Raw genomic sequence first — 22323 nt, 5'->3', positions numbered from 1 at the left:
CGATTGTCGATCACTCTATGTCGATAAACGGTGCTCGCGCCACAGGTCCCGTCATGGCCTGTGCACGGCAGGATGGGGGCATGACGACTTCCCCGCCCGCGCGCCATCCGGTCGCCTCCTTCTTCCGAGGGGTCGGAGATCTCGGTCGCGGCTTCGCGTTCTGGGGTCGACTGCCCCGTGCGATGGCACTGGGGCTGATTCCGGCCGCGATCGTCGGCATCGTGCTCCTGGCGGGAATCGTCACCCTGATCGTCTTCGTGGGCGACATCGTGACCGCGCTCACGCATTTCGCCGACACGTGGTCGGAGTTCTTCGCCTCGCTCGTGCGGTTCGGTGTGGGCGCGGCACTCGTCGGCGGCGCGATCGTGCTCGCCGTCGTGTCGTTCACCGCGCTCACCCTGCTGGTCGGCGACCCGTTCTACGAACGCATCTGGCGATCGGTCGAGGGGCACCTCGGCGACGCTCCCCCGGAATCCGACTACGGGTTCTGGCGGTCGATCGGAGACAGCATCGGACTCATCCTCCGAGGGCTCCTCGCGGCGGTCGTCGCGGGTCTCGTCGGGCTGATCCCCGTCGTGGGCACCGCCCTCGGCGCGATCGTCGGCGCCTCCCTCACCGGCTGGCTCCTCGCGGACGAGCTCACCTCCCGCGCCCTCGCCGCGCGAGGACTGGACGCCGCGGCCCGCCGCGACCTGCGTCGCGGTCAGCGCGCGCGGGTGCTGGGCTTCGGTGTCGCGACCCAGCTCTGCTTCCTGATCCCTCTGGGCGCCGTCATCACGATGCCCGCCGCGGTCGCCGGGTCCACTGTGCTCGCGCGCACCCTGCTCGACGCGCGGGCCTCCGTCGACCATGCTGGGGAGTCGACCCCGCCGCCTCGGCGGAGAAACGGAGCACGATGATGCGCCTCGTCCCCCTCGGACCCACCGACCGCACGGTCCCGAACATCGTCGCCGGGATGATGCGGATCGAGGAGATGTCGGATGCCGCGATCCGGGAGCTCTACGACGCCTGCCGCGCGGCCGGTGTCGACTTCTTCGACCACGCCGACCTGTACGGCAGCTCGCGCCATGGCTGCGAACGCCGCTTCGCCGAGGCGCTGCGCCTCAGCCCGGCTGAACGCGACGAGATCACGCTCCAGACCAAGACGGGCATCGTGCCGGACGAGTGGCACTTCGACCACTCGTACGAGCACATCGTCGCCTCGGCTGAAGAGTCGCTGCAGGCGCTCGGCACCGATCGGATCGACATCCTCCTGCTCCACCGCCCCGACGCGCTCGTCGAGCCCGAGGAGGTCGCCCGCGCCTTCGACCACCTCGAGTCTTCCGGGAAGGTCCGCGCCTTCGGCGTATCGAACCACACGCCTCGGCAGATCGATCTGCTGAAGACGGCCGTGACCCAGCCGATCGTCGCGAATCAGGTGCAGCTGTCGATCACGCACTCGACCATCGTCGCCCAGGGTCTCGCATCGAACATGGCCGGCGAGGACGACTCCATCACGCGGGACGGCGGCGGGCTCGTCGACTATGCACGCATCAACGGCATCACGCTGCAGGCCTGGTCGCCGTTCCAGAAGGGGTTCTTCGACGGGGTCATCTTCGACGCCCCCGAACTGCCCGAGCTGAACACCCTTCTCAACCGCCTCGCGACGAAATACGACGTGACGCCGCTCGCGATCGCCACGGCCTGGATCACCCGGCATCCCGCGCACATGCAGGTCGTGCTCGGCACGACGAACCCGCAGCGGGTGACGGATGCCGCGGCCGGTTCCGACATCCCCCTCACCCGCGCCGAGTGGTACGGCCTCATCTCGGCCGCGGGCCACAAGGTGCCCTGACCCGCGTGGCTGACTACGTCATCGAGGGAAGCCGCATCCGGGGCATCCCCGATCTCTACGCCGAACTGAACCGTGTCTTCATGGCCGGGGAGGACTGGCAGCTGGGCGCCAGCCTCGACGCGCTGGACGACCTGCTGTACGGCGGCTACGGGTCGCTCGCGCACGATGACGCCGCACAGGTGGTCTGGCGAGATGCGTCGCGCAGTCGGAGCACCCTCGGCCTCGCCGAGACCGAACGATGGCTGCGGAGGAAGCTGGCGCAGCCGGGCACGTTCCGGTCCGAGACCATCCAGCATCAGCTCGACGACCTTCGCGCGGGGACCGGCGCGACCTACTTCGACCGGGTGCTCGACGTCTTCGCCGCCCACCCGCAGGTCGCGCTCGACCTCCGCTGAGTCACGTCTGGCGCCGGATCTTGATCGTCGCGCCGGCGGCGAGGAAGACGAACGCGGCCGCGACCTGGGCGGCGCTCCAGATCGCACCCGCGAACGCGAAGGGGAAGATCGGGTTCCAGATCACCGCGACAGCGAGCATGATCGGCACCCACCACCAGTGCCGCGCCTGCACCGCGAACCATCCGATGATGAGCGCGAAGATCGTGGCGACGAACCGGACGGTGAGGAACCAGTCGCTCTCGAGCAGCGCCGGCGCGACGAAAAGGACCGCCGCGGCCAGCAGGCTCGGCGCGAGGGCGTTCCGCTGATACATCGCGGGTGTCGGCTGCGCGCGGCTCACAGGGCTCCTCCGGACGGGGATGTCGTCTCAGTCTGCCGCACACGTCGCGCGCGCCAGGCGAGCACCGCTCCGCCGACGATCGCGGCGATCACCGATCCGGTGAGGATGCCGATCTTCGCGTGATCGTCCTCGAGGGAGCCCACGCCGTAGGACAGTTCCCCCACGAGCAGAGCGACGGTGAACCCGATACCGGCGAGAAGACCCACGCCCAGCATGTCGCCCCACCGCAGCTCGAACGTCCGCCGCACCGAGGGGATCCGGGTGAGGAGGAACACCGCGAGGAGGATGCCGATCGGCTTGCCCAGCACGAGCCCGACGAGGATGCCGAGGGTCACCGGGTCTGCGAACGCCGAGACCAGGCCGTCCCAGCCGCCGACCGTGACCCCCGCGGAGAAGAACGCGAACACGGGGATGGCGACGAGCGTGGAGATAGGACCGAAGCGGTCCGCGAAGTGCGCGGTGAACGCATCGTGGATCGGGGCGCCGTCGGCATCCGTCCCCACCTGCACCCGGGCGCGCGGCGTCACCGTCGCGGGAACCGTGAAGGCCAGCAGCACACCGGCGATCGTCGCGTGCACGCCCGACGCGTGGACCAGCCCCCACGTGACGATCGCGAGCGGCATCAGCACCCACCAGTGCCGGATGCCGCGACGCACCGCCAGCCCGAACAGGACGAGCGGGATGATCGCTGCAGCGAGCCACACGGGCTGCAGGTCGTCGGTGTAGACCGTCGCGATGATCGTGATGGCGAACAGGTCGTCGACGACGGCGAGGGTGAGCAGGAAGACACGCAGCGCGGGCGGCAGCCCCTTCGCGACGACGGCGAAGACCGCGATCGCGAAGGCGATGTCCGTCGCCGTCGGGATGGCCCATCCCCGCACCGCGTCGCCCGGCACCGCCACCGTGAACGCGGTGAAGATGAGTGCCGGGACGATGACACCCCCGAGCGCGCCGATCACGGGGACCGCAGCGATGCGCGGCGAGCGCAGCCGCCCCGCGACGATCTCCTCCTTCAGTTCGAGCCCGACGACGAAGAAGAAGATCGCGAGCAGTCCGTCGGCCGCCCAGTGCGCGACGGTCAGGTGGAGGTGGAGCGCCTCGGGCCCGAAGGACGCCTCGCGCAGGCCGGTGTACCAGGCCGCGGCGGGCGAGTTGGCGAGGACGAGGGCCGCGACGGTCGCGGCGAGCAGCAGGATGCCGCCGAACGTGTCGGTCTGCACGGTCTGCCGGATTCCGCGCCAGATCTCATGGGGGGCGGTGCGGGAGGAGGGGGAAGTGGACATGACGGATCGCTTTCCGCGTCGGTGATCGAGGGTCGCTGAAGGGCGCACCGACAAGCGGTGCGGGTCAGAACCCCGACGGCGGGCAGCCGGCGATCTCACCGTGCGCGTTGGTGCCCCACTCGCTCACCCATCCGTTCGTGCCCGGGTGCTGCGGAGCGGTGAGGGTGCGGATCCCGATCGCCGACGGCAGCGCCCGCTCGAGGCGGTAGCGGGCCGTGATCGTCATGCCCCCATCGTACCGGCGCGGGCCGGGCGTCGACCGGTGCCTCAGCCGAAGCGACGGCCGGCGGGATTGGTCGGCAGCAGCGTCAACACGAGGAGGACGATGCCGCCGACACCCGGGAGGAACGAGAGGAAGAAGAGCGGCCCAGGCAGGTTCGCGTCGTGCAGCCGGCGCCAGGTGAGAGCGGCATCCGGGATGATCGTCGCGATGATGAAGAGGACCAGGAGGATGCCGCCGACCGCGATCAGCGGGCCCGGCTGGCTCTCCCCGGTCATCGGGTCGTACGAGACACCGACGAGTGCCCCGCCGATCATGATCACGACGAGCACGATCACGATGAGCAGGTACGCGAGTCGCATCCACCAGAACTCGCTGAGACTCGCGCGGCCGGTGAAGGTGGCGTACTTCTTCCAGTACCGCACGAACGCCTGGGTGAACGTCGCCCCGTAATGGGGCCACTCGAGGGGCGGCTGGCCGGGACCGGCAGCGGGGGGCGTCGGTCGGCCGTACGGGGAGGGCGGCGGGGGCGGGGCGTAGGACATGTGTTCCTCCAGCGCGTCGACTGCGTGGCTCCATCGTGGCGGATGTCGCACTTTTTTGTGACGACTTCCGGTCGGGATCCCTCTCATGTACAGCGGCGGAACATCCCGCCCCCACAGACACAGAGAAGGACAGTGACATGGCCGAGGACCAGAAGACCACCACCCCGTCCGCTGCGGCTCCTGCCGCTCGCGTCGACCGTGCACCCGGGGCACGCGGGACGGACGCCCCGACCACCGCGGGCACCATCACGATCGCCGACGGCGTGGTCGCCAAGGTCGCCGGCATCTCCGCGCGCGAAGTGACCGGCGTCTACGCGCTGGGCGGCGGCGGCGCTCGCGCCCTCGGCGCGATCCGCGACGCGATCAACGCGACCGACCTGACGCAGGGCGTCAAGGTCGAAGTCGGCGAGACGCAGGCGGCGATCGACCTCAAGGTCGTCGTGGAGTACCCGGCTCCGATCGGCCGTGTCGCCGACGGGGTCCGCAGCTCGGTCGCCGGCTCCGTGCACCGTCTCACCGGGCTCGAAGTCGTCGAGGTCAACGTCGAGATCCACGACGTCCACATCGAGGACGAGTCCGACGAGCAGGACGAGCCGCGCGTCGCCTGATCCGGCACCTCGCCCACCCGGCCGATCCGGGAGGGTGCGTACGATGGCTCCCCGTGACGGATCTGCGCACCCTCCCGAAGGCCGAGTTGCACCTGCACATCGAGGGGACGCTCGAGCCGGAGCTCGCGTTCTCCCTCGCGCGGCGCAACGGCGTCCTGCTGCCGTTCGCCGACATCGACGACCTCCGCGCCCGCTACGACTTCACGGACCTGCAGTCGTTCCTCGACCTCTACTACTCCTGCATGACCGCACTGCGCACCGCTCGGGATTTCGAGGAGCTCGCCGTGGCCTACCTCGAGCGGGCAGCGGCCGAGGGCGTGCGGCACGTCGAGATGTTCTTCGACCCGCAGGTCCACGCCGCGAACGGCGTCCCGGTCGACGTCGTCATCGACGGGCTGCTGGCCGGTCTCCGGACGGCAGCCGACCACTTCGACATGACCGGCGGACTCATCGTCTGCATCGTCCGTGACCAGCCGGTCGCCTCCGCAGAGGCGCTCCTCGACGAGATCGCGCCCCGTGCGCACGAGATCCTCGGCATCGGTCTGGACTCGGCGGAGGTCGGCTACCCGCCGTCGCTCTTCGAAGGCGTGTTCCGCCGTGCCGCCGAGCTCGGGCTGCATCGCGTCGCCCACGCCGGTGAGGAGGGTCCCGCGGCGTACGTCTGGGAGGCGCTGCGGGAGCTCGAGGTCGAGCGGGTCGACCACGGCATCCGAGCTGTGGACGACCCCGACCTGATCGCGCACCTCGCCGAACACCGGGTGCCGCTCACCGTGTGCCCTCTGTCGAACGTGCGGCTGCGGGCCGTGCCCGACCTCGCCGCGCATCCGCTGCGCCGCCTCGTCGAGGCGGGCGTCGTCGTCACGATCAACTCCGACGACCCCTCGTACTTCGGGGGGTACATCGGCGACAACTACGCCGCCGTCGCCTCGCTCGGCTTCGACACGACCGAACTGGCGCAGCTCGCCGAGAACTCGATCGAGGCGTCGTTCGCGGATGCCGCGCGAAAGGCCGCTCTCATCGCAGAGATCCGAGCGTGGGCGGCATCCGCCTGACACGCATGCGCAGCGGTCAGACGAGCAGGCGCGTCGGCAGGCGTTCTTCGGTGGCGCGCTCGCGCGACCGGCGCACGCGGTAGACCGCTCCCGCGGGATTCTCGCTGAGGTACTCGACAGGCTCGGTGCCGCGATACACGACGGCGGCACCCTCATCGAGGCCGAAACCGTCGGGGAGCACGCCCCCCGCGACCGCCGCGTGGAGCGCGGGGCGCCGCCCGGGCTGCGAGTCGTAATGCACTCCGACCGAACCTGGGATCAGGCCGAGACCGCTGGTTTCCACGGTCAACCCGCCCGTCGACGTCGTCGGACCGCCGACGTGCCAGCAGATGGCCCCCGCGGAGGTACCGGCCAGCACGACACCCCGCTGCCACGCGCCGCGCAGCACGCGATCCAGCCCGTGTGCGTGCCACACCGCCAGGAGATTCGTCACGCTTCCTCCGCCCACCCACACCACGTCGCATCCCCCGATGACTTCGTCGAGATCGGGCTGGTTGCGTCCGAAGAGGCGCACGTGGACCGCATCCACTCCCGCGGCGGCCGCCGCGGCGAGTTCACGGCCCTCATCACCGCGCTGGTCGCCCGACGCCGTGTTGACGAAGGCGACCCGGGGACGTCGCCCCGCCACACCCGCGAGGTCGATGGCGTACCGCTGTACCGGACTGAGCTCCACGTCGCCCCATGCCGCAGGTGACCACCCGCCGCACGTCGCGACGATCGTACCGAGAGTGCTCATCGGAGCCTCCTATGCCGTCAGTGTCTGTTTGAGAACGAGGGACGCCGCGCCGAGGGCGGCGGCATCGGCGGCGTGCGCGGAAACGCGGACGTCGACCTCGTGGGAACGCCGCGACAGGAAGGCCCGGTCGAGGTGGTGCGCGGCGCGATGACGGAACAGCTCCAAGGCGGGCCCGAAACCCGGACCCGTGAAGACGACGAGATCGAGGTCGAGGACGTTCGCGAGGCTGACGAGCGCCGTCGCGACCGCATCCGCCGCGGCCTCCATGATGACGAGCGCGTCACCCTCGCCCGCGAGAGCACGAGCACCGATCTCGGCGGAGTCCACCGCCTCGCCGGTCGCGATGCGGTACAGCCGCTCGACGGTGAAGGGGGCGGCGATCAGCTCGACGCATCCCCGTGCGCCGCAGTGGCAGCGTGGGCCATCGGCGTCGACGGACATGTGACCGATCTCGCCCGCGTTCGAACTCGCGCCGAGGATCAGCTCGCCTCCGACCATCAGGCCGGCACCGATCCCCACTCCCATGTGCACGGTGGCGAACGCACGGGCCGATCCGGCGGCACCCGTCCAGTGCTCGCCGACCGCCGCAGCGTTGGCATCGTTCCCCAACCAGACCGGGAGGCCGGTGAGCTCCGCGAGGCGGTCGCGCAACGGGTACTCCTGCCACTGCTGATGGGTCGGCAGCTGCACCGCACGGCCGTGCGAGAGGTCGATCGGCCCGGGGGCGACGAGCCCGATCCCCACCAGCCGCGCGGCGTCGACCCCGGCGTCCGCGACGAGGTCGGCGAAGGCCGCCGCGACCCGCTCCACCACCGACTCGGGGTCCGCCTCACCCGCGCCGGGGAGTTCGACCGACGAGATCGGGCGGCCGAGCAGATCGACGAGGACGCAATGGACGCGCACGAAGCCGAGCTCGATCCCCACGGCGAACTGCGCCGTGGGGTTGGGCTGCAGCAGCATCCGCCGCTTGCCGCCGGTGGGTGCTCCCGCGCCGACCTCCGTGACGAGATCAGCGGCGAGGAGGTCTCGGACGATGCCGGTCATCGCCGCCGGCGTCAGTGCTGTCAGCTCCGCGAGCTCGATCCGGCTCACCGGACCCTGCGCCCGGATCAGATCCAGCACCCGTCCGCGCGTGCTAGAGCTGCTCTTCGCCACCGATGGCCTCCTGTTCGTGCATGGGTCCGTCGGATCTCAGTCTGCCGCCTCGAGTGGTTCGCGTCGGAGCACGACCTCTGCGGAACCTCCCGCGTCGACGGGCTCGCCTCGCAGCAGCGGGGCGAGGAAGCGAGCCGCAAGGCGCAGATCGTCGTAGCCGCCGCCCTCGTGACCGTTGTACGGCCAGACCTCGATCCGCTTGTCGCCCCCGTACGCCCGGAACGATGCGAACACGGTCGAGGGTGGGCACGTGGAGTCGGCGAGCGCCGTGCTGTACAGAGCGGGCGCGGTCGCGCGACGCGCATGGTGGACCGTGTCCACGTAGGCGAGGGTCCGATGCACCTGCGCGACGTCGCCCCGCCGCACGCGAAGGTAGCGCGAGATCTCGGCGTACGGGTGCACGTCGGTGATCTCGAGGGCACGCTCGAAGGCGCTGAGGAACGGGACGAAGGCGACGACCCCCGCGAGATCCCGGCACAGACCGGCTGCCGCCAGCGCCTGCGCGCCGCCCTGGGAGCCGCCGGCCACGGCGACGCGGGTCGGGTCGACACCCGGGAGGCGGCGTGCCGCATCCACGGCCCGCGCGGCATCGATGTAGACCCGCCGGTAGTAGTAGTCGTGCGGGTCGAGGATGCCGCGGGTCATCGAACCCGGGAACGCCGGGCCACTGCCCACGGGATCGGGGGTGTCTCCGGGCATCCCGTTCGCGCCCTGCCCCCGCACGTCCATCACCAGGTGGGCGAAGCCGGCCAGCGCCCAGAAGGTGTTGTCGAGGACGTCGCCGCGTCCGCTGCCGTACCCGACGTACTCCACGACGAGCGGCAGATCACCGGATGCCGCGACGGGACGTTTCAGCCATGCCTTGATGGGATGTCCGCCGAACCCGCTGAAGGTCACGTCCCACACGGACAGCACGGGGAACTCCGTCGAGACCGGCTCGACCCGCAGGTCGAGCGGATGCTGCGCCGCCTCGTCGAGCGAGGTCTGCCAGAAGGCGTCGAAGTCCACGGGTTCCGCACCGGGGTACTCGTAGGCACGGAGGGCGTCGTAGGGCATATCGACGTTCACGAGGCGGTGCCGGTTCCCTGCTGAGCCGCGAACCGGCGGCGCGGGTCGGGCGCCGCGGCCGCGAGCCTCTGGGTGTACGGGTGCGTCGGGTGGAGGATCACCTGATCGCTCCGCCCCCGTTCGACGATCTCACCGCGGTACATGACGAGGATCTCGTCGCTGAAGTGGCGTGCCGTGGCGAGATCGTGGGTGATGTAGAGCACCGCCAGGTCGCGTTCGCGCTGCAGGTCCGCGAGGAGGTTGAGGACCCCCAGTCGGATCGACACGTCGAGCATCGAGACCGGCTCGTCGGCGATCAGCACCCGCGGCTCGGGTGCCAGCGCCCGAGCGATCGCGACCCGCTGTCGCTGACCACCTGAGAGTTCGTGCGGACGACGGGAGGCGAGCGCGGGATCCAGTCGGACGCGGCTGAGCAGCTCCGCGACCCGGTGCTCGGTATCGCGCGCGCCGCGCGCCCGGCCCGACACGAGCAACGGCCGAGCGAGGTGGTGACCGACGGTGTGGAACGGATTGAGGGATGCGAACGGGTCCTGGAACACCATCTGCACGGCCGCGCGGTACCGGTCCAGCCCGCGCCCGTGCCGCGCGATCGGCTCGCCGTCGAGGAGGATCTCGCCAGAGGTCGGCCGTTCCAGCTGGAGCAGCATCTTCGCGATCGTGGACTTGCCGCTGCCCGACTCGCCCACGAGGGCGACGGTCCGCCCCGCCGTGAGGGTGAGGTCGACATCCGACACCGCCGTCACCGCGCGCGCTCGGCCCACCGAGTGGTAGATCTTCGTGACGTTCCGCACGTCCAGTTCGGTCATCGTTCCTCCTCGACGACACGCACCGCACCGGTGCGCACGAACCCGCCCTGATCGCCGGTGAGACTCGGGAACGAGCGCAGGAGCTCGCGGGTGTAGGGGTGTTCAGGTGCTTCGTAGAGCCGTCGAGTGGGCGCGAGCTCGGTGATGCGGCCCTCCCTCATGACGGCGATGCGGTCGCTGATCTCCAGCAGCAGCGGCAGGTCGTGGGTGATGAAGATCACCGCGAACCCGAACTCGTCACGAAGCCGCAGGATCTCATCGAGGATCTCCCGCTGCACGACGACGTCGAGCGCCGTCGTCGGCTCGTCCATGATCATGACGGGCGGATCGAGCGCGAGGGCCATGGCGATCATGACGCGCTGACGCATCCCGCCCGACAGCTGATGCGGATAGACCGTGAGTCGATCGGCCGGCACGCCCACCTTCTCGAGGAGTCGCGCGCACGCAGCTCGGCGCTCGGCATCCTTCATGCCCGGACGATGGGTGGTGAACACATCCCCCAGTTGCGCTCCGATGCTCAGCACCGGGTTGAGGGCGTTCATCGCCCCCTGGAACACCATGGAGATGCGGTCCCAGCGGAAGCGACGGAGGGCTTCGCCCTCGAGCTGATCGATCCGCACGTCCTCCCCGTCGGCGAGGAAGTGCACCTCTCCGGAGACGACCTCCGCGGGAGGCTTGAGCAGGCGGGTCACCGCATAGGCGAGGGTCGACTTGCCGCACCCCGACTCCCCCGCGATCCCGAGGACCTCTCCGCGATGGAGTTCCAGGTCGACGTCGGCGAGGGCGTGCACCCGCGGCTCGACCGCGTAGTCGACGGACAGCCCCTGGATCTTCAGGACGGGGGCGCTCACGAGACGCTCACCGCCTGACGGCGCGTGCGAGTGCGTCCGGTCTTGTGCACCGGCTGCACACGCAGCTTCGGGTTGACGACCTCGTCGAGGGCGAAGTTGATGAGCGACAGCGCCGCACCCAGCGCGGCGATGATCAGCCCCGGCGGGATGAACCACCACCACGCCCCGGCGCGCAGCGCTCCTCCCATCTGGGCCTCATTGAGGATGCGCCCGAGGGTGTAGTCGTCGACCACTCCGAGGCCCAGGTAGGACAGCCCCGCCTCGGCGAGGATCGCGGCGATGACGCCGAAGATGAACTGCGACGCGAGGATCGGAAGGAGATTCGGCAGGATCTCGACGGCGACGATGCGCCACGTGCGCTCACCGCTCACGCGGGAGGCGGCGACGTAGTCGCGGCTGCGCACACTGAGCGTGATGGCGCGCAGCACCCGCGCCGACCCGGCCCAGCCGGTGATGGCGAGGACGATCGCGATGACGAGGATGCCGCGCTCCTCGATGTATCCCGCCAGGATCATCAGGAGGGGCAGCCCGGGGATGACGAGCATGATGTTCGACAGCAGGGAGAACGCCTCGTCGACGACGCCGCCCAGGAACGTGCCGACGATGCCGAACAGCGCGGACAGCAGCAGGGTCAGGAGACCGACGAGCACTCCGACGATGAGGGAGTTCCCGGTCGCCAGCGCGACCTGGGCGAAGATGTCCTGGCCTTTTTGATTGGTCCCCAGCCAGAACTCCGCCCCCGGTGGGGTGAAGCCGATGTCACGGATGCGCAGCGGGTCGTCGGCGAGCAGGGGCCCGACCACGGCGAAGACGACGATCACGGCGCTGATGGACAGGCCGACGAGGAGCTTTCCGGGGCGGCGCGGGAGCAGGGCCCGAAGACCGCCGCCTCCCGGACTGCGGTCGGGCGGGGCTTCGAGTGCCAGGTCGGCGGTAACGGCGTTGGAGGTCATGGTGATTCCGAGGGTCAGCGCGCCGAGCGGGTGCGCGGGTCGATCAGCCCGTAGAAGAGGTCGACCAGGAGGTTGGCGCCCAGGACGGCGAGAGTGATGACGAGGAAGAGCCCCTGCATGAGGGAGTAGTCGTTGTTCTGCGTCGCCTGCAGCAGCGCATAGCCGATGCCGGGGTACGAGAACACCTGCTCGGTGACGATCGACCCCGACACCACGAAGCCGAGCGACAGTGCGAATCCCGCCACCGACGGCAGCATGGCGTTCCGGGCTGCGTAGCTCTGACGGATGCGGACGGGTGACAGCCCCTTCGCCTCCGCCGTGACGATGTAATCCTCCGAGAGCGTCGCGACCATCATGTTGCGCATGCCGAGGATCCACCCGCCGATGGACGAGATGATGATCGTCAACGCGGGGAGGATCGCGTAGTACACCGCGCTCGAGACGAAGGTCCACGACAGCTCCGGCTGGGTCGCGTAGATGTCGTAGCCCCCAAAGGTGGGGAACACCCGCCAGGTGGCGGCCAGGAAGAACAGCAGGATGATGGCCAGCCAGAAGTACGGGATCGCCTGGAACATCGTGGTCACGGGGATGAAGGAGTCGAGCCACGACCCCCGCTTCCACCCTGCGAGGGTGCCGAGGATGATGCCGAAGACGAACGACAGCAGCGTCGACACCCCCACCAGGGCGATGGTCCAGGGCAGGGCCTGCCCGATGACATCCGCCACAGGCGTCGGGAAGTACGCCAGGGACGGACCGAAGTCACCGGAGAAGACCTGCCCGATGTAACCGACGTACGCGCTCCACAGGCTCTGCGACGGGTCCTGCCCGAGCATCAGTTCCACACTCTGACGCGTCTCCGGACTCACGGGCCCCTTCTGCGACAGCTTCAACAACAGATTGTCGACAGGGTTGCCGGGCATGAGACGGGGGAGGAAGAAGTTCAGCGTCAGCGCCGCCCAGAAGGCGACGAGGTAGAACGCGAGCTTGCGAAGGTAGTACCTCATTGCGCCGGAGTCAGGTTCGCCGCCACGACGCCCATGTTCCAGACCGACCAGGATGCGGGGAACGCGTACAGGTTGCCCTCCTCGGGCCACCCGACGGCGTCTTCTGTGCGGTAATAGGTCACCGTCGGGACGACGAGCACGGGGATGTAGGGCATCGCAGAAGCGGCGATGGTCTGGATCCGTGCGTAGATGGCGGTCTTCTCTGCGTCGTCGAGGGAGACGCGGGCCTTCTCGACCAGTTCGTCGACCTCCGGGTCGCTGAAGCGCGAGTAGTTGCTGTTGGCCGTCTCCCCGACGTCCGCGGTCCCCGCACTCGTGAGGTAGGTGTTGTAGACGTAGTACGGATCCGGAGCCGGTCCCTGGTAGACCCCGTCCATCGTGAACTGGAAGTCACCCGTGAAGCGGTTCTCGCTGTACTGGTTCCCCGGCAGCTGTTCGGCGGACAGGTCGATGCCGACCTCGGCGAGCTGCTGCTGCGCGATCTGGATCGCGGTGATGTAGCTCGTCCATTCCTGCGGCACCTGCACCTTCACCGACAACCGCTCGCCGTCCTTGGCGTAGAAGCCGTCCGAACCCCGTTCCCAGCCGGCGGCCTCGAGGATCTCGGTCGCGCGCGCCTGGTCGGCGTTCGCGGGGGTCTCCTCCGGCAGGTCGGGGGCGATCTGGTCGGCCTGGCTGTCGACCAGCAGCAGCGCGGGCGAGACTGCACCGCCCTTGCCTTCGAACGCGATGTCGATGATCTCATCGCGGTCGATGCCGTAGTTGATGGCCAGTCGCACGGCAGGGTCGGTCTGAGGCCCGGTGCAGCCGCGGTCGGCGTCAGCGCACGCGATGAAGGCCGTCTGGTTCACCGGGGTGTCGATCTGGTTCAGGTCGGGATCGGCCTCGACGTCATCGTCGAAGTCGGGCAGCTGCCCCGTGTTCCAGTCGAGCTGGCCGTCGAGGAGTGCCGTCGTCGCCGAGTCGCCACTCGCGAACGACACGAAACGCAGGGTCTGCAGGCCCGGCTTCCCGTCCTGCCAGTAGTCGGAGTTGGCCTCGAGTACGAAGCTCTGCGGAGTGAACGTCTTCAGCTTGAAGGGCCCGGTTCCCACCGGGTCCTCGTTGATCGTGTTCACGACGTCGTCGATCTCACCCCAGATGTGCTCGGGCAGGATGGATGTGCGCCCCAGCAGGTCGGGTCCGAGCGGCAGGGAGGACTCGGGGAAGGTGACCACCACCGTCGAGTCATCCGTCGCGGTGGCGTCGCCCGTGTAACCGATCGCGTTGATCTCGGGGGTGTCGGCGAGGAGGTCGAAGGTGTACTCGACGTCGGCGGCGGTGAGCGGCTCGCCGTCGGTGAAGGTGACGCCGTCACGCACGGCGATCGTGAGCTCGGTGCCGTCCTCGTTCCACGAGAACTCCGTGCCGAGCATGGGCACCGGCTCCCCGGTCGTGCTCAACGGATTGTAGAAGAACAGCGGCTCGTAGATGACCCCGAGCGTCGGCTGGAGCACGGAGGGTGAGAAGGGATTGAAGTTGCGCGTGATGTCGCCGATGATCCCGGTCGACACCGTGATGCCGCCCTCGTCGCGGCGATCGCCCGCCTGGCAGGCGCTCACGGATAGCAGCAGCCCTGTGGCCGCCGCGAGGGTGGCGGCCGCACGACCGGCGCGCGCCCTCCTACTGGTGCTGCTCAGAAACATCGTCGTTCCTCTCTCCGCCCTGTTGCGGACAATTTAAGTTCCTTTATAAGGTTTCTCCGACGGGCGTGCAAGAGCCGCATCCTTTCGACGCTGATCGGATCGTCCGCTACCTCGCAACACCTGAAATCAGAAGCAGTCCCCCGACAATCCGCGCCTCAGATCTCGCGCGTCGGCTTAATTCAGTTGGTTCAAGAGAGAACCCACTTCCGAGAGGACGACCCATGTACCATCCGCTCGACTCAGGCTGGACGCTGACGCTGCTCCGCGGCGATCGCCCGGAGCACTGTGCCGCCGTCGACGGCGGCATCCCGGCTACGGTGCCGGGCGTCGTGCACACCGACCTCATGGCGGCCGGATTGCTCGGCGATCCCTTCATCGGCGACCAGGAAGCCGAGCTCGCCTGGATCGGAGAGTCGGATTGGCGGTATCGCTCCGAATTCACGTGGACGCCGTCGGCGGACGACTCGCGTGTCGACCTCGTCGTCGGAGGACTCGACACGGTGGCGACGGTGCGGGTGAACGGCCAGGTGGTGCTCGAGGCGGCGAACCAGCATCGCAGCCACCGCGTCGATCTGGCCGACGTGCTCCGCCGCGGCCGCAACGACATCGAGGTCGACTTCCGATCTCCGGTGGAGTGGGCACGGGAACGCGAGGCGGTGCTCGGCGCGCGCCCGCACGCCTACGTCCACCCGTTCAACGCGATCCGCAAGAGCGCCTGCAACTTCGGATGGGATTGGGGGCCGGACTTCGCCACGTCCGGCGTCTGGCGCCCGCTGGGCATCGAGGAGTGGTCCGGCGTGCGCATCGCGTCGATCCGTCCCGTGGTCGATCTCGTCGACGGGATCCCGCACGTCGACGTGCACGTCGAGCTCGAATGGGAGGACGACACCCGCGACGAAGCCGCGGTCGTCGTGTCGGTGGCGGGAGCGTCCGCGCAGACGACGGCCCGCCGCGGCCGTCCGCTTGCCGTATCGCTCGATGTCCCAGGGGCTGACCCGTGGTGGCCGCGCGGCTACGGGGACGCGAATCTCTACGAGCTGGTGGTCACGGTCGACGGGGGCGACGAGGAGCACACCCGATCGTCACGCTCCATCGGTTTCCGCAGCGTCGATGTGGACCTCGCGCCCGACCAGGATGGGAGCCCCTTCACCGTCCGCGTGAACGGTCGAGACATCTACGTCCATGGCGCGAACTGGATCCCCGATGACGTCTTCGTCACCCGCATCACCCGGGAGAGCCTGGCTGCATCGATCGCTGACGCCACCGATGCGGGTATGAACCTTCTCCGCGTCTGGGGCGGCGGGCTCTACGAGAGCGACGACTTCTACGACATCTGCGACCGCGAGGGCGTGCTGGTCTGGCAGGACTTCCTCCTCGCCTGCGCGGCGTACTCGGAGGATGGCGAGCTCTGGGACGAGTTCGAGGCCGAGGCCCGCGAGGCGGTCACCCGACTGACGAGTCACCCGAGTCTGATCATCTGGAACGGCGGCAACGAGAACATCTGGGGCTACGTGGACTGGAAGTGGCGTCCGCGCCTGGGGGAGCGGACGTGGGGCGAGGGCTACTACACGGACCTCTTCCCCCGCATCGTGGCCGAGCTGGCACCGACGACCTTCTACTCGGAGGGCAGCCCGTTCTCGTTCAGCCGCTACGCGCATCCCAACGACGCCGCGCACGGCACCATGCACATCTGGGACGTGTGGAACGCCCGTGACTACGACGCCTACCGCACCCACCGCCCCCGCTTCGTGTCGGAGTTCGGGTATCAGGGACCGCCGGCGTTCTCCACTCTCGAGAGCGTGGTGCGAGACGAGCCGCGCAGCGCATTCGGTGCCGAGATGCTCGCGCATCAGAAGGCCGATCAGGGCAACGTCAAGCTCGAGCGCGGACTCGGTTCGCACCTGCCGGAGCCCGGAGACTACGACGACTGGCACTGGACGATGCAGCTGAATCAGGCACGGGCCGTCGCGTTCGGCATCGAGTGGTTCCGTTCGCTGTTCCCCTTGAATCGCGGGTGGATCATGTGGCAGCTCAATGACTGCTGGCCCGTGGTGTCCTGGGCAGCCGTCGACGGGCACCGCCATCGCAAACCGCTCTGGTACGAGTTGCGACGAGTCTCGGCGCCGCGGCTGCTGACCGTCCAACCCTCGCTGGAGGGCCAGGGGCTGCGGGTGGTGTTCCACAACGACACCGATGGCGCCGCCGACGGCACCCTCGAGCTGCGCCGCGAAACCCTCGACGGGGAGGTCCTCGAGTCTTCGATCGTGGATCTCGTCGTGGCCGCTCGGTCCGCAGGCTCCGTTGCCGTGGATCCGCTGCTGGCCACTCCCGGCGACCCCGCGCGGGAGGTGCTCGTGGCCCGCTCCTCGACCGGCGAGCGCGCGCTGTGGTTCTTCGCCGACGACACCGGGCTAGGTCTCGGCGACGCGCTCGACGCTCGAGCTCGCGCCGTACCGGGCGGTTACGAGGTGACCGTCACGGCCCGGGAGCTGACGAAGGACATCACCCTCCTCGCGGACCGAGTGGATTCCTCAGCCCGAGTCGACTCGAGCATGGTCACCCTCCTTGCAGGTGAGGAGCACGTCTTCCGAGTGACCGCCCCGGAGGGAGTGGACCCCGAGGCCTTCCTCGGGGATCGGGTCCTGCGCTCGGCCAACGATCTCGTGGTGCGCGCCCGGACGGCTGCGGCATGAGTGCGCAGGGCGATGACCCGACCACACCTCGCAAGAGAGTCGTCGTCAGCACGGATGCGGCGAACGAGGCGGACGACCAGTTCGCGATCGTCCATGCGCTGCTGTCGCCGGTCCTCGATGTCGTCGGTGTCGCGCCCGCGCACTTCGGGCGACCCGGATCGCTGCAGGCGAGCCGAGCCGAGGTCGACCGGCTGCTCGCGCTCCTCGGACGCGACGACGTCGTGGTCGCCGACGGCGCTGACCGCGCGCTCGTCGACGAGTCGACGGCGCACGAGTCGGCGGCATCCGCTCTGCTGCGCGAGGCGAGCGTCGCCGGTCCTTTGACGGTGTGCGTGCTCGGTCCGTTGACGGATGTCGCCTCCGCGATCCTCGCCGACCCTGGTTTCGTCGAGCGCGAGGTCACCGTGGTGTGGATCGGCGGTCCGCCCTACGACGGCGTGGAGGCCGTCTACGGCCCCGAGTTCAACCTGATCAACGACGTCGCCGCCGCGAACGTGGTCTTCGCATCGGGCGTCGAGCTCTGGCAGGTGCCGATGCCGGTCTACACGCACGTCGGCGTCGGTCAGGCCGAGCTCGACCGACGGGTCCGCCCGCAGGGAGAGCTGGGCGCGTACCTCGCCGAGACGGTGCGCCGGTACAACGTCGGCCGCGCGGCGGACTTCCGCTCACTCGGCGACTCACCGGCCATCTCGGTGACGCTGAACCCTTTCGGGGCGGTGTGGCGACGGCGCCCTCGCACGCGCTTCACCGCTGCCGCGGAGATGACGCCGGCGATCGGGCACTCCCGCGGACCCGACGTCCGGGTCTGCGAGAGAGTCGACACGAGGTATCTGATCGAAGACTTCCTCGCCAAGCTCGCCGCGTTCGCCGAGGGTCGCCCGCCGACGGCTGAGCGCGCGGCCTCCGCCTGAATCACTCGGTGTCGGTTTTCGGCCACACGTAGGGCAGGTCGTCGGGATCGTCGAAACCCTGCGCGCGGTAGTACTCGAGGTCTTTGCGCAGCAGGTTGGACCGGTGCGAGCGGTGGACGTCCTCGCGGCCGAACCATCCCGGCATCCGCACGGTCCCGGACCGGTACTCGGCCCCGTCCTCGGGAATCTCGTCGAGGGTGGCGAGTGTGGACTGACGCGTCGTGTCGGCGAAGCCGCGGCGCACCCACTCGTCGACCGTGAGGTCCTGGTAGACCATGAGCGCGGCGCGGTGGCCGCGCCACATCGCGACCGCAGGGTGGTGGCGCCAGCCGTAGTCCGGAATGGTCAGCGCCCGCATCACCTGCAAGGTCTCGACGCGCTGCTTGCCGAGGCGCTTCGTATCGAGCGCGGCCATGCCGCGGGCGAGGTCGGCATAGGGGACGAAGGTCTGCACGTCAGCGCACCTTCCGGATGCGAATGGGGCCCTTCGCGGTCGACGGGTCGACGACCTGCCCGCGCTGGGTGATCTCCACCTCTCCCGCCGCGACCAGGCGCCTCGCGGCGCGGCGAGCGGGTTCCATGAGGTCGCGCCAGTCCTCGCCGCCGACCGCCCTGGCCGCTTCGGACGGGCAGATGGTCGCCGACGCCGCCCGCGCGTCCAGCAGCTCGACGATCGCTCGCGTGAGCTTCTCGTCGACGGGACGGATGCCGCGCTTCCGGCACGCGTCGGAGCAGTACTTCACGTCGTCCCAGTTCTTCTCCCACTTCTTGCGCCACTGGATCTCGCGCCCGCACGAGGCGCACGTCTTGGGTGCCGGGGTGGAAGCCATGCCGCGACGCTACGTGGCGCGGCGGCGGGTGCGAAGGGGTTGCGCCGTCCGAGTTCCGCCTGTCAGGTCAGGACGCCGAGATGGGCGCGGACGGACTCCGCGCCGGAGACGGCGATGGACCAGTCAGGTCGGATGAAGGCGTCCCGATGCAACCGAACCCGCTGTTCATCTACGGGCTCACCCTGCCGAGGGACGACGCGCGTCACGCCGTTGAGTTCGTACCCGAGCTTGCGGGACACGGCGAGGGACGCCTCGTTCCAGGACGCTGCGCTGGATTCCGCCCATTCCGCCCCGAGAACGTCGAACGCGAACATCAGCAGCGCCGCCCGCATCTCGGTTCCCCAGCCCCGGCCCTGAGCAGACCTGGTGAGCCAGGAGCCCGTGTTGACGGTTCGCCGGTCGGCGAAGGTATACGCAGACAGGTCTTGCGAACCCACAACACGGCCGTTCGCGTGGACGGCGAACGCGACTGTCCAGTGTGCAGGGTTCACTCTGGTGCGAAGACTCCATTGGTACTCGGCCAGGTTCCGGGGAAGATCAGCGGGATCCGCATCGGTCCAGGGGACGCCGAACGGCATTCGCTCCGGGTCGTGCACCCCGTCCGCCGCCGCCTGAACCAATCCCGGCAGGTCGACGTCACGGACGGGGCGCAGGGTCAGATTCGGCGTGCCGATCGAGAGTTCGAACAGCGGCCAGATCTCCTCGAGTTCCATGCCGGGACCCTACCTGTCTCGGCGGCCGGCGCGCCTTCACATGACGGCCTCACACCTCGGGCTGGCAGCGCGGGCACCACCAGGTGCGGCGACGCTCGGGGTCGTCCGCGACCTCGTCCCGGACCAGAATGCGGGTGCCGCACCGCAGGCACGGTCGACCCGCGCGGCCGACGACCCAGTGGGAGTCGCCCTTCCGCGTCGACCCGGTGGTCACCTGGTACATCCCCGGCACGGTCGCCGAGATCCGCAGCATCCGCGCCGCCCTCTCGACGAGCGGTGCGAGGTCGACCGATCCGATCGGGGCGAACGGATGCGCGCCGGAGAGGAACGCGGTCTCGTTGACCCACAGGTTGCCGAGCCCTGCCAGGTTGCGCTGGTCGAGGAGAGCCGCGACGAGAGGACGCTCGGGCCGTGAGGCGAGCCGGCGCACCGCCTCGGCGGCATCCCAGTCCTCGCGCAGCGGATCCGGACCGAGGTACGCGAGCAGCCCGCCCTCGTCCGCCGTCGCCACGAGCTCGACCACCGGCAGATCGACGCCCCAGAGCGTCGATCCGTCGTCGAGACGCATCCGCACGCGCACACGATGCTCCTCGCGCGAGGGGATGCGGCGACCCGGGCGCGTGACCGTCCAACTCCCCCGCATCCGCAGGTGCGTGTGCAGCGTGTGCCCCGTGTCGAACCGGGTCAGCAGGTGCTTGCCGTGGGTGTCGTAACCGACGATCCGGGCACCGGCGAGCGGCGTACCCGCCGCGCCGCCTGAGCGCAACTCACCTGACGCGATCGTGTGACCGGCGGATGCCGCGGCCAGCCGCTGCCGCAGCCGGAACACACTGTCGCCCTCCGGCATCCGCTCACCTCCGTCGGACGACCGTAGCGGGATCCGCAACCGTCCGTCGCCGGCTTGCGGACCCCGCGGGAGCGGGTCAGCGCGCCGCGCGCAGCCAGACCGTGGTCGCCCCGGGCAGCCGGTCGCCCGAGAGCTCGGCGCTTGCGAGCAGGATCTCCCCCGCCGGCACCTCGGCCGGCTCGTCCCCGAAGTTCGTGACGACGGTCCAGCCGTTCGGACGGGCGAAGGCGAGGACGTCGTCGCGGCCGGTCTCGAGCCAGGTGAGCGCCTCGGCCGTCTGCAACTCGTGCCGCAGCTCCAGCGCCCGGCGGTACAGGTTCAGGGTCGACGCCGGGTCGTCGTCCTGCGCCTCGACCGACACCGCGCCGAACCACCGGGGCTGCGGCAGGTGCGATCCGCCCTCACCGAAGCCGAACGACGAGCCGGATGCGGTCCAGGGGATCGGCACCCGGCATCCGTCGCGACCCATGTCCTCACCGGGGCTGCGGAAGAAGGTCGGGTCCTGCCGTTCGTCCTCGGGGATGTCCGCGACCTCCTGCAGCCCGAGCTCCTCACCCTGGTAGACGTAGGCCGAGCCCGGGAGTCCCAGCACGAACGTGCTCGCCGCGCGCGCACGCCGCAGCCCTGCCTCGGCGTCGAGCGCCGGCTCAGCACCACCCGAGAGCAGCCACGCGTTGCCGTGCTTGCGCGAGGGGCGACCCGAGGCATCCCGCTCAGGATGCGGCAGCCCGTACCGCGTCGCATGCCGGACGACGTCGTGGTTCGACAGCACCCACGTCGTCGACGACCCCGACGAGGCGGCGAGCGCAAGGTTGTCGGCGACGATCCGCTGGAACTGGCCGGCGTCGAAGTCGGCCTCGAGCAGGTCGAAGTTGAACGCCTGGCCCAGGCTCTCGGCGCTCGCGTACAGCGGGATGCGCGACGGATCGACCCACGCTTCGGCGACGGCGGTGCGTGGCGGGTCGTACGAGTTGAACACCGCTCGCCACTCGGCGTACACCTCGTGCACGTCGTCACGGTCGATCATCGGATGCTGCCCGTCCCGCGGCATCGCGTCGAGCTCCGCCTGCGTCGGCAGCTCCTCCGGGAGGTCCTTCGTCAGCATGTGCGCGACGTCGATGCGGAACCCGTCGACGCCCCGGTCCGACCAGAAGCGCAGCGTGCGCACGAAGTCGGCGCGCACCTCCGGGTTCAACCAGTCGAGGTCGGGCTGCTCGACGGCGAAGTTGTGGAAGTACCACTGGCCGTCGCCCACGGGCTCCCAGGCCGGTCCGCCGAACACGGACTGCCAGTCGGCGGGCGGCTCCTCGCCGTTCTCGCCCTTCCCGTCGCGGAAGATGTAGCGCGCCCGGGCTGCCGATCCGCGCTCCGACGCGAGCGCCTCCTGGAACCACGCGTGCTGGTCGGACGTGTGGTTCGGCACGATGTCGATGACGACCTTGATCCCCACCTCGTGCAGCGCGGCGATCAACGCGTCCGCGTCGTCGAGCGTGCCCAGGCGCGGGTCGACGTCACGGTAGTCCGCCACGTCGTAGCCGCCGTCGGCGAGCTCGGACGGGTAGAACGGGCTCATCCAGATGGCGTCGACACCGAGTTCCTTCAGGTAGGGCACACGGGAGCGGATGCCGCGCAGGTCGCCGATGCCGTCGCCGTCGGCATCCGCGAAGCTGCGGGGGTACACCTGGTAGACGACCGCCTGCCGCCACCATTCGGGCAGTTCGGCGTCGGTCAGATCGGTGGTCTCGGGCGCGGTCTGCACGTCGGAGGTCACGGGGGTCCTTTCGGGGTCGGTGG

Annotated in this window: 24 protein-coding genes; 7 read left to right on the top strand and 17 right to left on the bottom strand. The window is 69.6% G+C overall.

Features of this window, described 5'->3' with window-relative positions:
• The first annotated feature begins 80 nt into the window (after window positions 1-80).
• Genes AB0259_RS10720 through AB0259_RS10710 form a run of 3 tightly spaced genes read left to right on the top strand, consistent with a single transcriptional unit; the run spans window position 81 to window position 2229 of the window.
• Window positions 81-899, top strand: coding sequence for an EI24 domain-containing protein (locus AB0259_RS10720; RefSeq protein WP_251577195.1), 819 nt, complete (start codon window positions 81-83; stop codon window positions 897-899).
• Window positions 899-1834, top strand: coding sequence for an aldo/keto reductase family oxidoreductase (locus AB0259_RS10715; RefSeq protein WP_251578948.1), 936 nt, complete (start codon window positions 899-901; stop codon window positions 1832-1834). The genes AB0259_RS10720 and AB0259_RS10715 overlap by 1 nt, the downstream gene beginning before the upstream one ends.
• A 5-nt stretch (window positions 1835-1839) precedes the next feature.
• Window positions 1840-2229, top strand: a complete 390-nt coding sequence (locus AB0259_RS10710; RefSeq protein ID WP_366221759.1) for a ribonuclease inhibitor — start codon at window positions 1840-1842, stop codon at window positions 2227-2229.
• Window position 2230: 1 nt separating this feature from the next.
• Here AB0259_RS10710 and AB0259_RS10705 read toward each other — a convergent pair whose 3' ends face one another.
• From AB0259_RS10705 to AB0259_RS10690, 4 genes are all read right to left on the bottom strand, one after another.
• Window positions 2231-2569: a DUF6804 family protein gene (locus AB0259_RS10705; protein WP_366221761.1), complete on the bottom strand. Its 339-nt coding sequence runs from the start codon at window positions 2567-2569 to the stop codon at window positions 2231-2233.
• On the bottom strand, window positions 2566-3852 hold the full coding sequence (nhaA, locus tag AB0259_RS10700; RefSeq protein WP_366221763.1) for a Na+/H+ antiporter NhaA: 1287 nt from the start codon (window positions 3850-3852) through the stop codon (window positions 2566-2568). Before nhaA ends, AB0259_RS10705 begins: the two co-directional genes overlap by 4 nt.
• Window positions 3853-3916: 64 nt before the next feature.
• A complete protein-coding gene (locus AB0259_RS10695; protein ID WP_251577203.1) occupies window positions 3917-4078 on the bottom strand; it encodes a hypothetical protein in 162 nt (53 codons plus the stop codon).
• A gap of 41 nt (window positions 4079-4119) precedes the next feature.
• Window positions 4120-4617, bottom strand: a complete 498-nt coding sequence (locus AB0259_RS10690) for a DUF805 domain-containing protein (protein ID WP_251577205.1) — start codon at window positions 4615-4617, stop codon at window positions 4120-4122.
• A gap of 137 nt (window positions 4618-4754) precedes the next feature.
• Here AB0259_RS10690 and AB0259_RS10685 point away from each other — a divergent pair, with 137 nt between their 5' ends.
• Window positions 4755-5225, top strand: a complete 471-nt coding sequence (locus AB0259_RS10685; RefSeq protein ID WP_366221765.1) for an Asp23/Gls24 family envelope stress response protein — start codon at window positions 4755-4757, stop codon at window positions 5223-5225.
• A gap of 53 nt (window positions 5226-5278) precedes the next feature.
• Window positions 5279-6277, top strand: coding sequence for an adenosine deaminase (locus AB0259_RS10680; protein ID WP_366221767.1), 999 nt, complete (start codon window positions 5279-5281; stop codon window positions 6275-6277).
• A 16-nt stretch (window positions 6278-6293) separates the two neighbouring features.
• Here the strand turns inward: AB0259_RS10680 and AB0259_RS10675 are convergent, their stop codons facing one another.
• Genes AB0259_RS10675 through AB0259_RS10640 form a run of 8 tightly spaced genes read right to left on the bottom strand, consistent with a single transcriptional unit; the run spans window position 6294 to window position 14535 of the window.
• A complete protein-coding gene (locus tag AB0259_RS10675; protein WP_366221769.1) occupies window positions 6294-7013 on the bottom strand; it encodes a peptidase E in 720 nt (239 codons plus the stop codon).
• A 9-nt stretch (window positions 7014-7022) separates the two neighbouring features.
• Window positions 7023-8168, bottom strand: coding sequence for an ROK family transcriptional regulator (locus AB0259_RS10670; RefSeq protein WP_366235823.1), 1146 nt, complete (start codon window positions 8166-8168; stop codon window positions 7023-7025).
• 36 nt (window positions 8169-8204) lie between these two features.
• Entirely contained in the window at window positions 8205-9236 is a 1032-nt protein-coding gene (locus AB0259_RS10665) for an acetylxylan esterase (protein ID WP_366235822.1), read from the bottom strand.
• Window positions 9233-10042 carry an ATP-binding cassette domain-containing protein gene (locus tag AB0259_RS10660; protein WP_366221773.1) on the bottom strand — a complete coding sequence of 270 codons (810 nt, stop codon included), beginning with the start codon at window positions 10040-10042 and terminating at the stop codon, window positions 9233-9235. Before AB0259_RS10660 ends, AB0259_RS10665 begins: the two co-directional genes overlap by 4 nt.
• The gene (locus AB0259_RS10655) at window positions 10039-10893 is read right to left on the bottom strand and encodes an ABC transporter ATP-binding protein (protein WP_366221775.1); all 855 of its coding nucleotides are present in this window, start codon (window positions 10891-10893) and stop codon (window positions 10039-10041) included. Before AB0259_RS10655 ends, AB0259_RS10660 begins: the two co-directional genes overlap by 4 nt.
• A complete protein-coding gene (locus AB0259_RS10650; RefSeq protein ID WP_251577220.1) occupies window positions 10890-11846 on the bottom strand; it encodes an ABC transporter permease in 957 nt (318 codons plus the stop codon). Before AB0259_RS10650 ends, AB0259_RS10655 begins: the two co-directional genes overlap by 4 nt.
• A 14-nt stretch (window positions 11847-11860) precedes the next feature.
• Window positions 11861-12850, bottom strand: a complete 990-nt coding sequence (locus AB0259_RS10645) for an ABC transporter permease (RefSeq protein WP_366221778.1) — start codon at window positions 12848-12850, stop codon at window positions 11861-11863.
• Window positions 12847-14535 (bottom strand): ABC transporter substrate-binding protein, encoded by a 1689-nt coding sequence (locus AB0259_RS10640; RefSeq protein ID WP_366221780.1) that lies wholly within the window; start codon window positions 14533-14535, stop codon window positions 12847-12849. Before AB0259_RS10640 ends, AB0259_RS10645 begins: the two co-directional genes overlap by 4 nt.
• A gap of 221 nt (window positions 14536-14756) precedes the next feature.
• On the opposite strand from AB0259_RS10640, the gene AB0259_RS10635 reads away from it, so the two are divergent.
• Both AB0259_RS10635 and AB0259_RS10630 read left to right on the top strand, forming a co-directional pair.
• A complete protein-coding gene (locus AB0259_RS10635; RefSeq protein WP_366221782.1) occupies window positions 14757-17228 on the top strand; it encodes a glycoside hydrolase family 2 protein in 2472 nt (823 codons plus the stop codon).
• Window positions 17225-18139, top strand: a complete 915-nt coding sequence (locus AB0259_RS10630) for a nucleoside hydrolase (protein WP_366221784.1) — start codon at window positions 17225-17227, stop codon at window positions 18137-18139. The genes AB0259_RS10635 and AB0259_RS10630 overlap by 4 nt, the downstream gene beginning before the upstream one ends.
• Window position 18140: 1 nt before the next feature.
• On the opposite strand, the gene AB0259_RS10625 is transcribed toward AB0259_RS10630, so the two are convergent.
• From AB0259_RS10625 to AB0259_RS10605, 5 genes are all read right to left on the bottom strand, one after another.
• On the bottom strand, window positions 18141-18593 hold the full coding sequence (locus tag AB0259_RS10625; protein ID WP_251577229.1) for an MSMEG_6728 family protein: 453 nt from the start codon (window positions 18591-18593) through the stop codon (window positions 18141-18143).
• A 1-nt stretch (window position 18594) separates the two neighbouring features.
• Window positions 18595-18969, bottom strand: coding sequence for a DUF2256 and DUF3253 domain-containing protein (locus AB0259_RS10620; protein WP_366221786.1), 375 nt, complete (start codon window positions 18967-18969; stop codon window positions 18595-18597).
• A 62-nt stretch (window positions 18970-19031) separates the two neighbouring features.
• Entirely contained in the window at window positions 19032-19682 is a 651-nt protein-coding gene (locus AB0259_RS10615) for a GNAT family N-acetyltransferase (RefSeq protein WP_311286441.1), read from the bottom strand.
• 49 nt (window positions 19683-19731) lie between these two features.
• Window positions 19732-20529, bottom strand: coding sequence for a DNA-formamidopyrimidine glycosylase family protein (locus tag AB0259_RS10610; RefSeq protein WP_366221789.1), 798 nt, complete (start codon window positions 20527-20529; stop codon window positions 19732-19734).
• Window positions 20530-20605: 76 nt separating this feature from the next.
• A complete protein-coding gene (locus AB0259_RS10605; protein ID WP_366222701.1) occupies window positions 20606-22288 on the bottom strand; it encodes a glycoside hydrolase family 13 protein in 1683 nt (560 codons plus the stop codon).
• Window positions 22289-22323: the final 35 nt, after the last annotated feature.

This window comes from Microbacterium sp. NPDC080005 (genome assembly GCF_040702445.1).
GTDB lineage: Bacteria > Actinomycetota > Actinomycetes > Actinomycetales > Microbacteriaceae > Microbacterium > Microbacterium oleivorans_D.
This window is presented reverse-complemented; position numbering and strand designations above follow the sequence as displayed.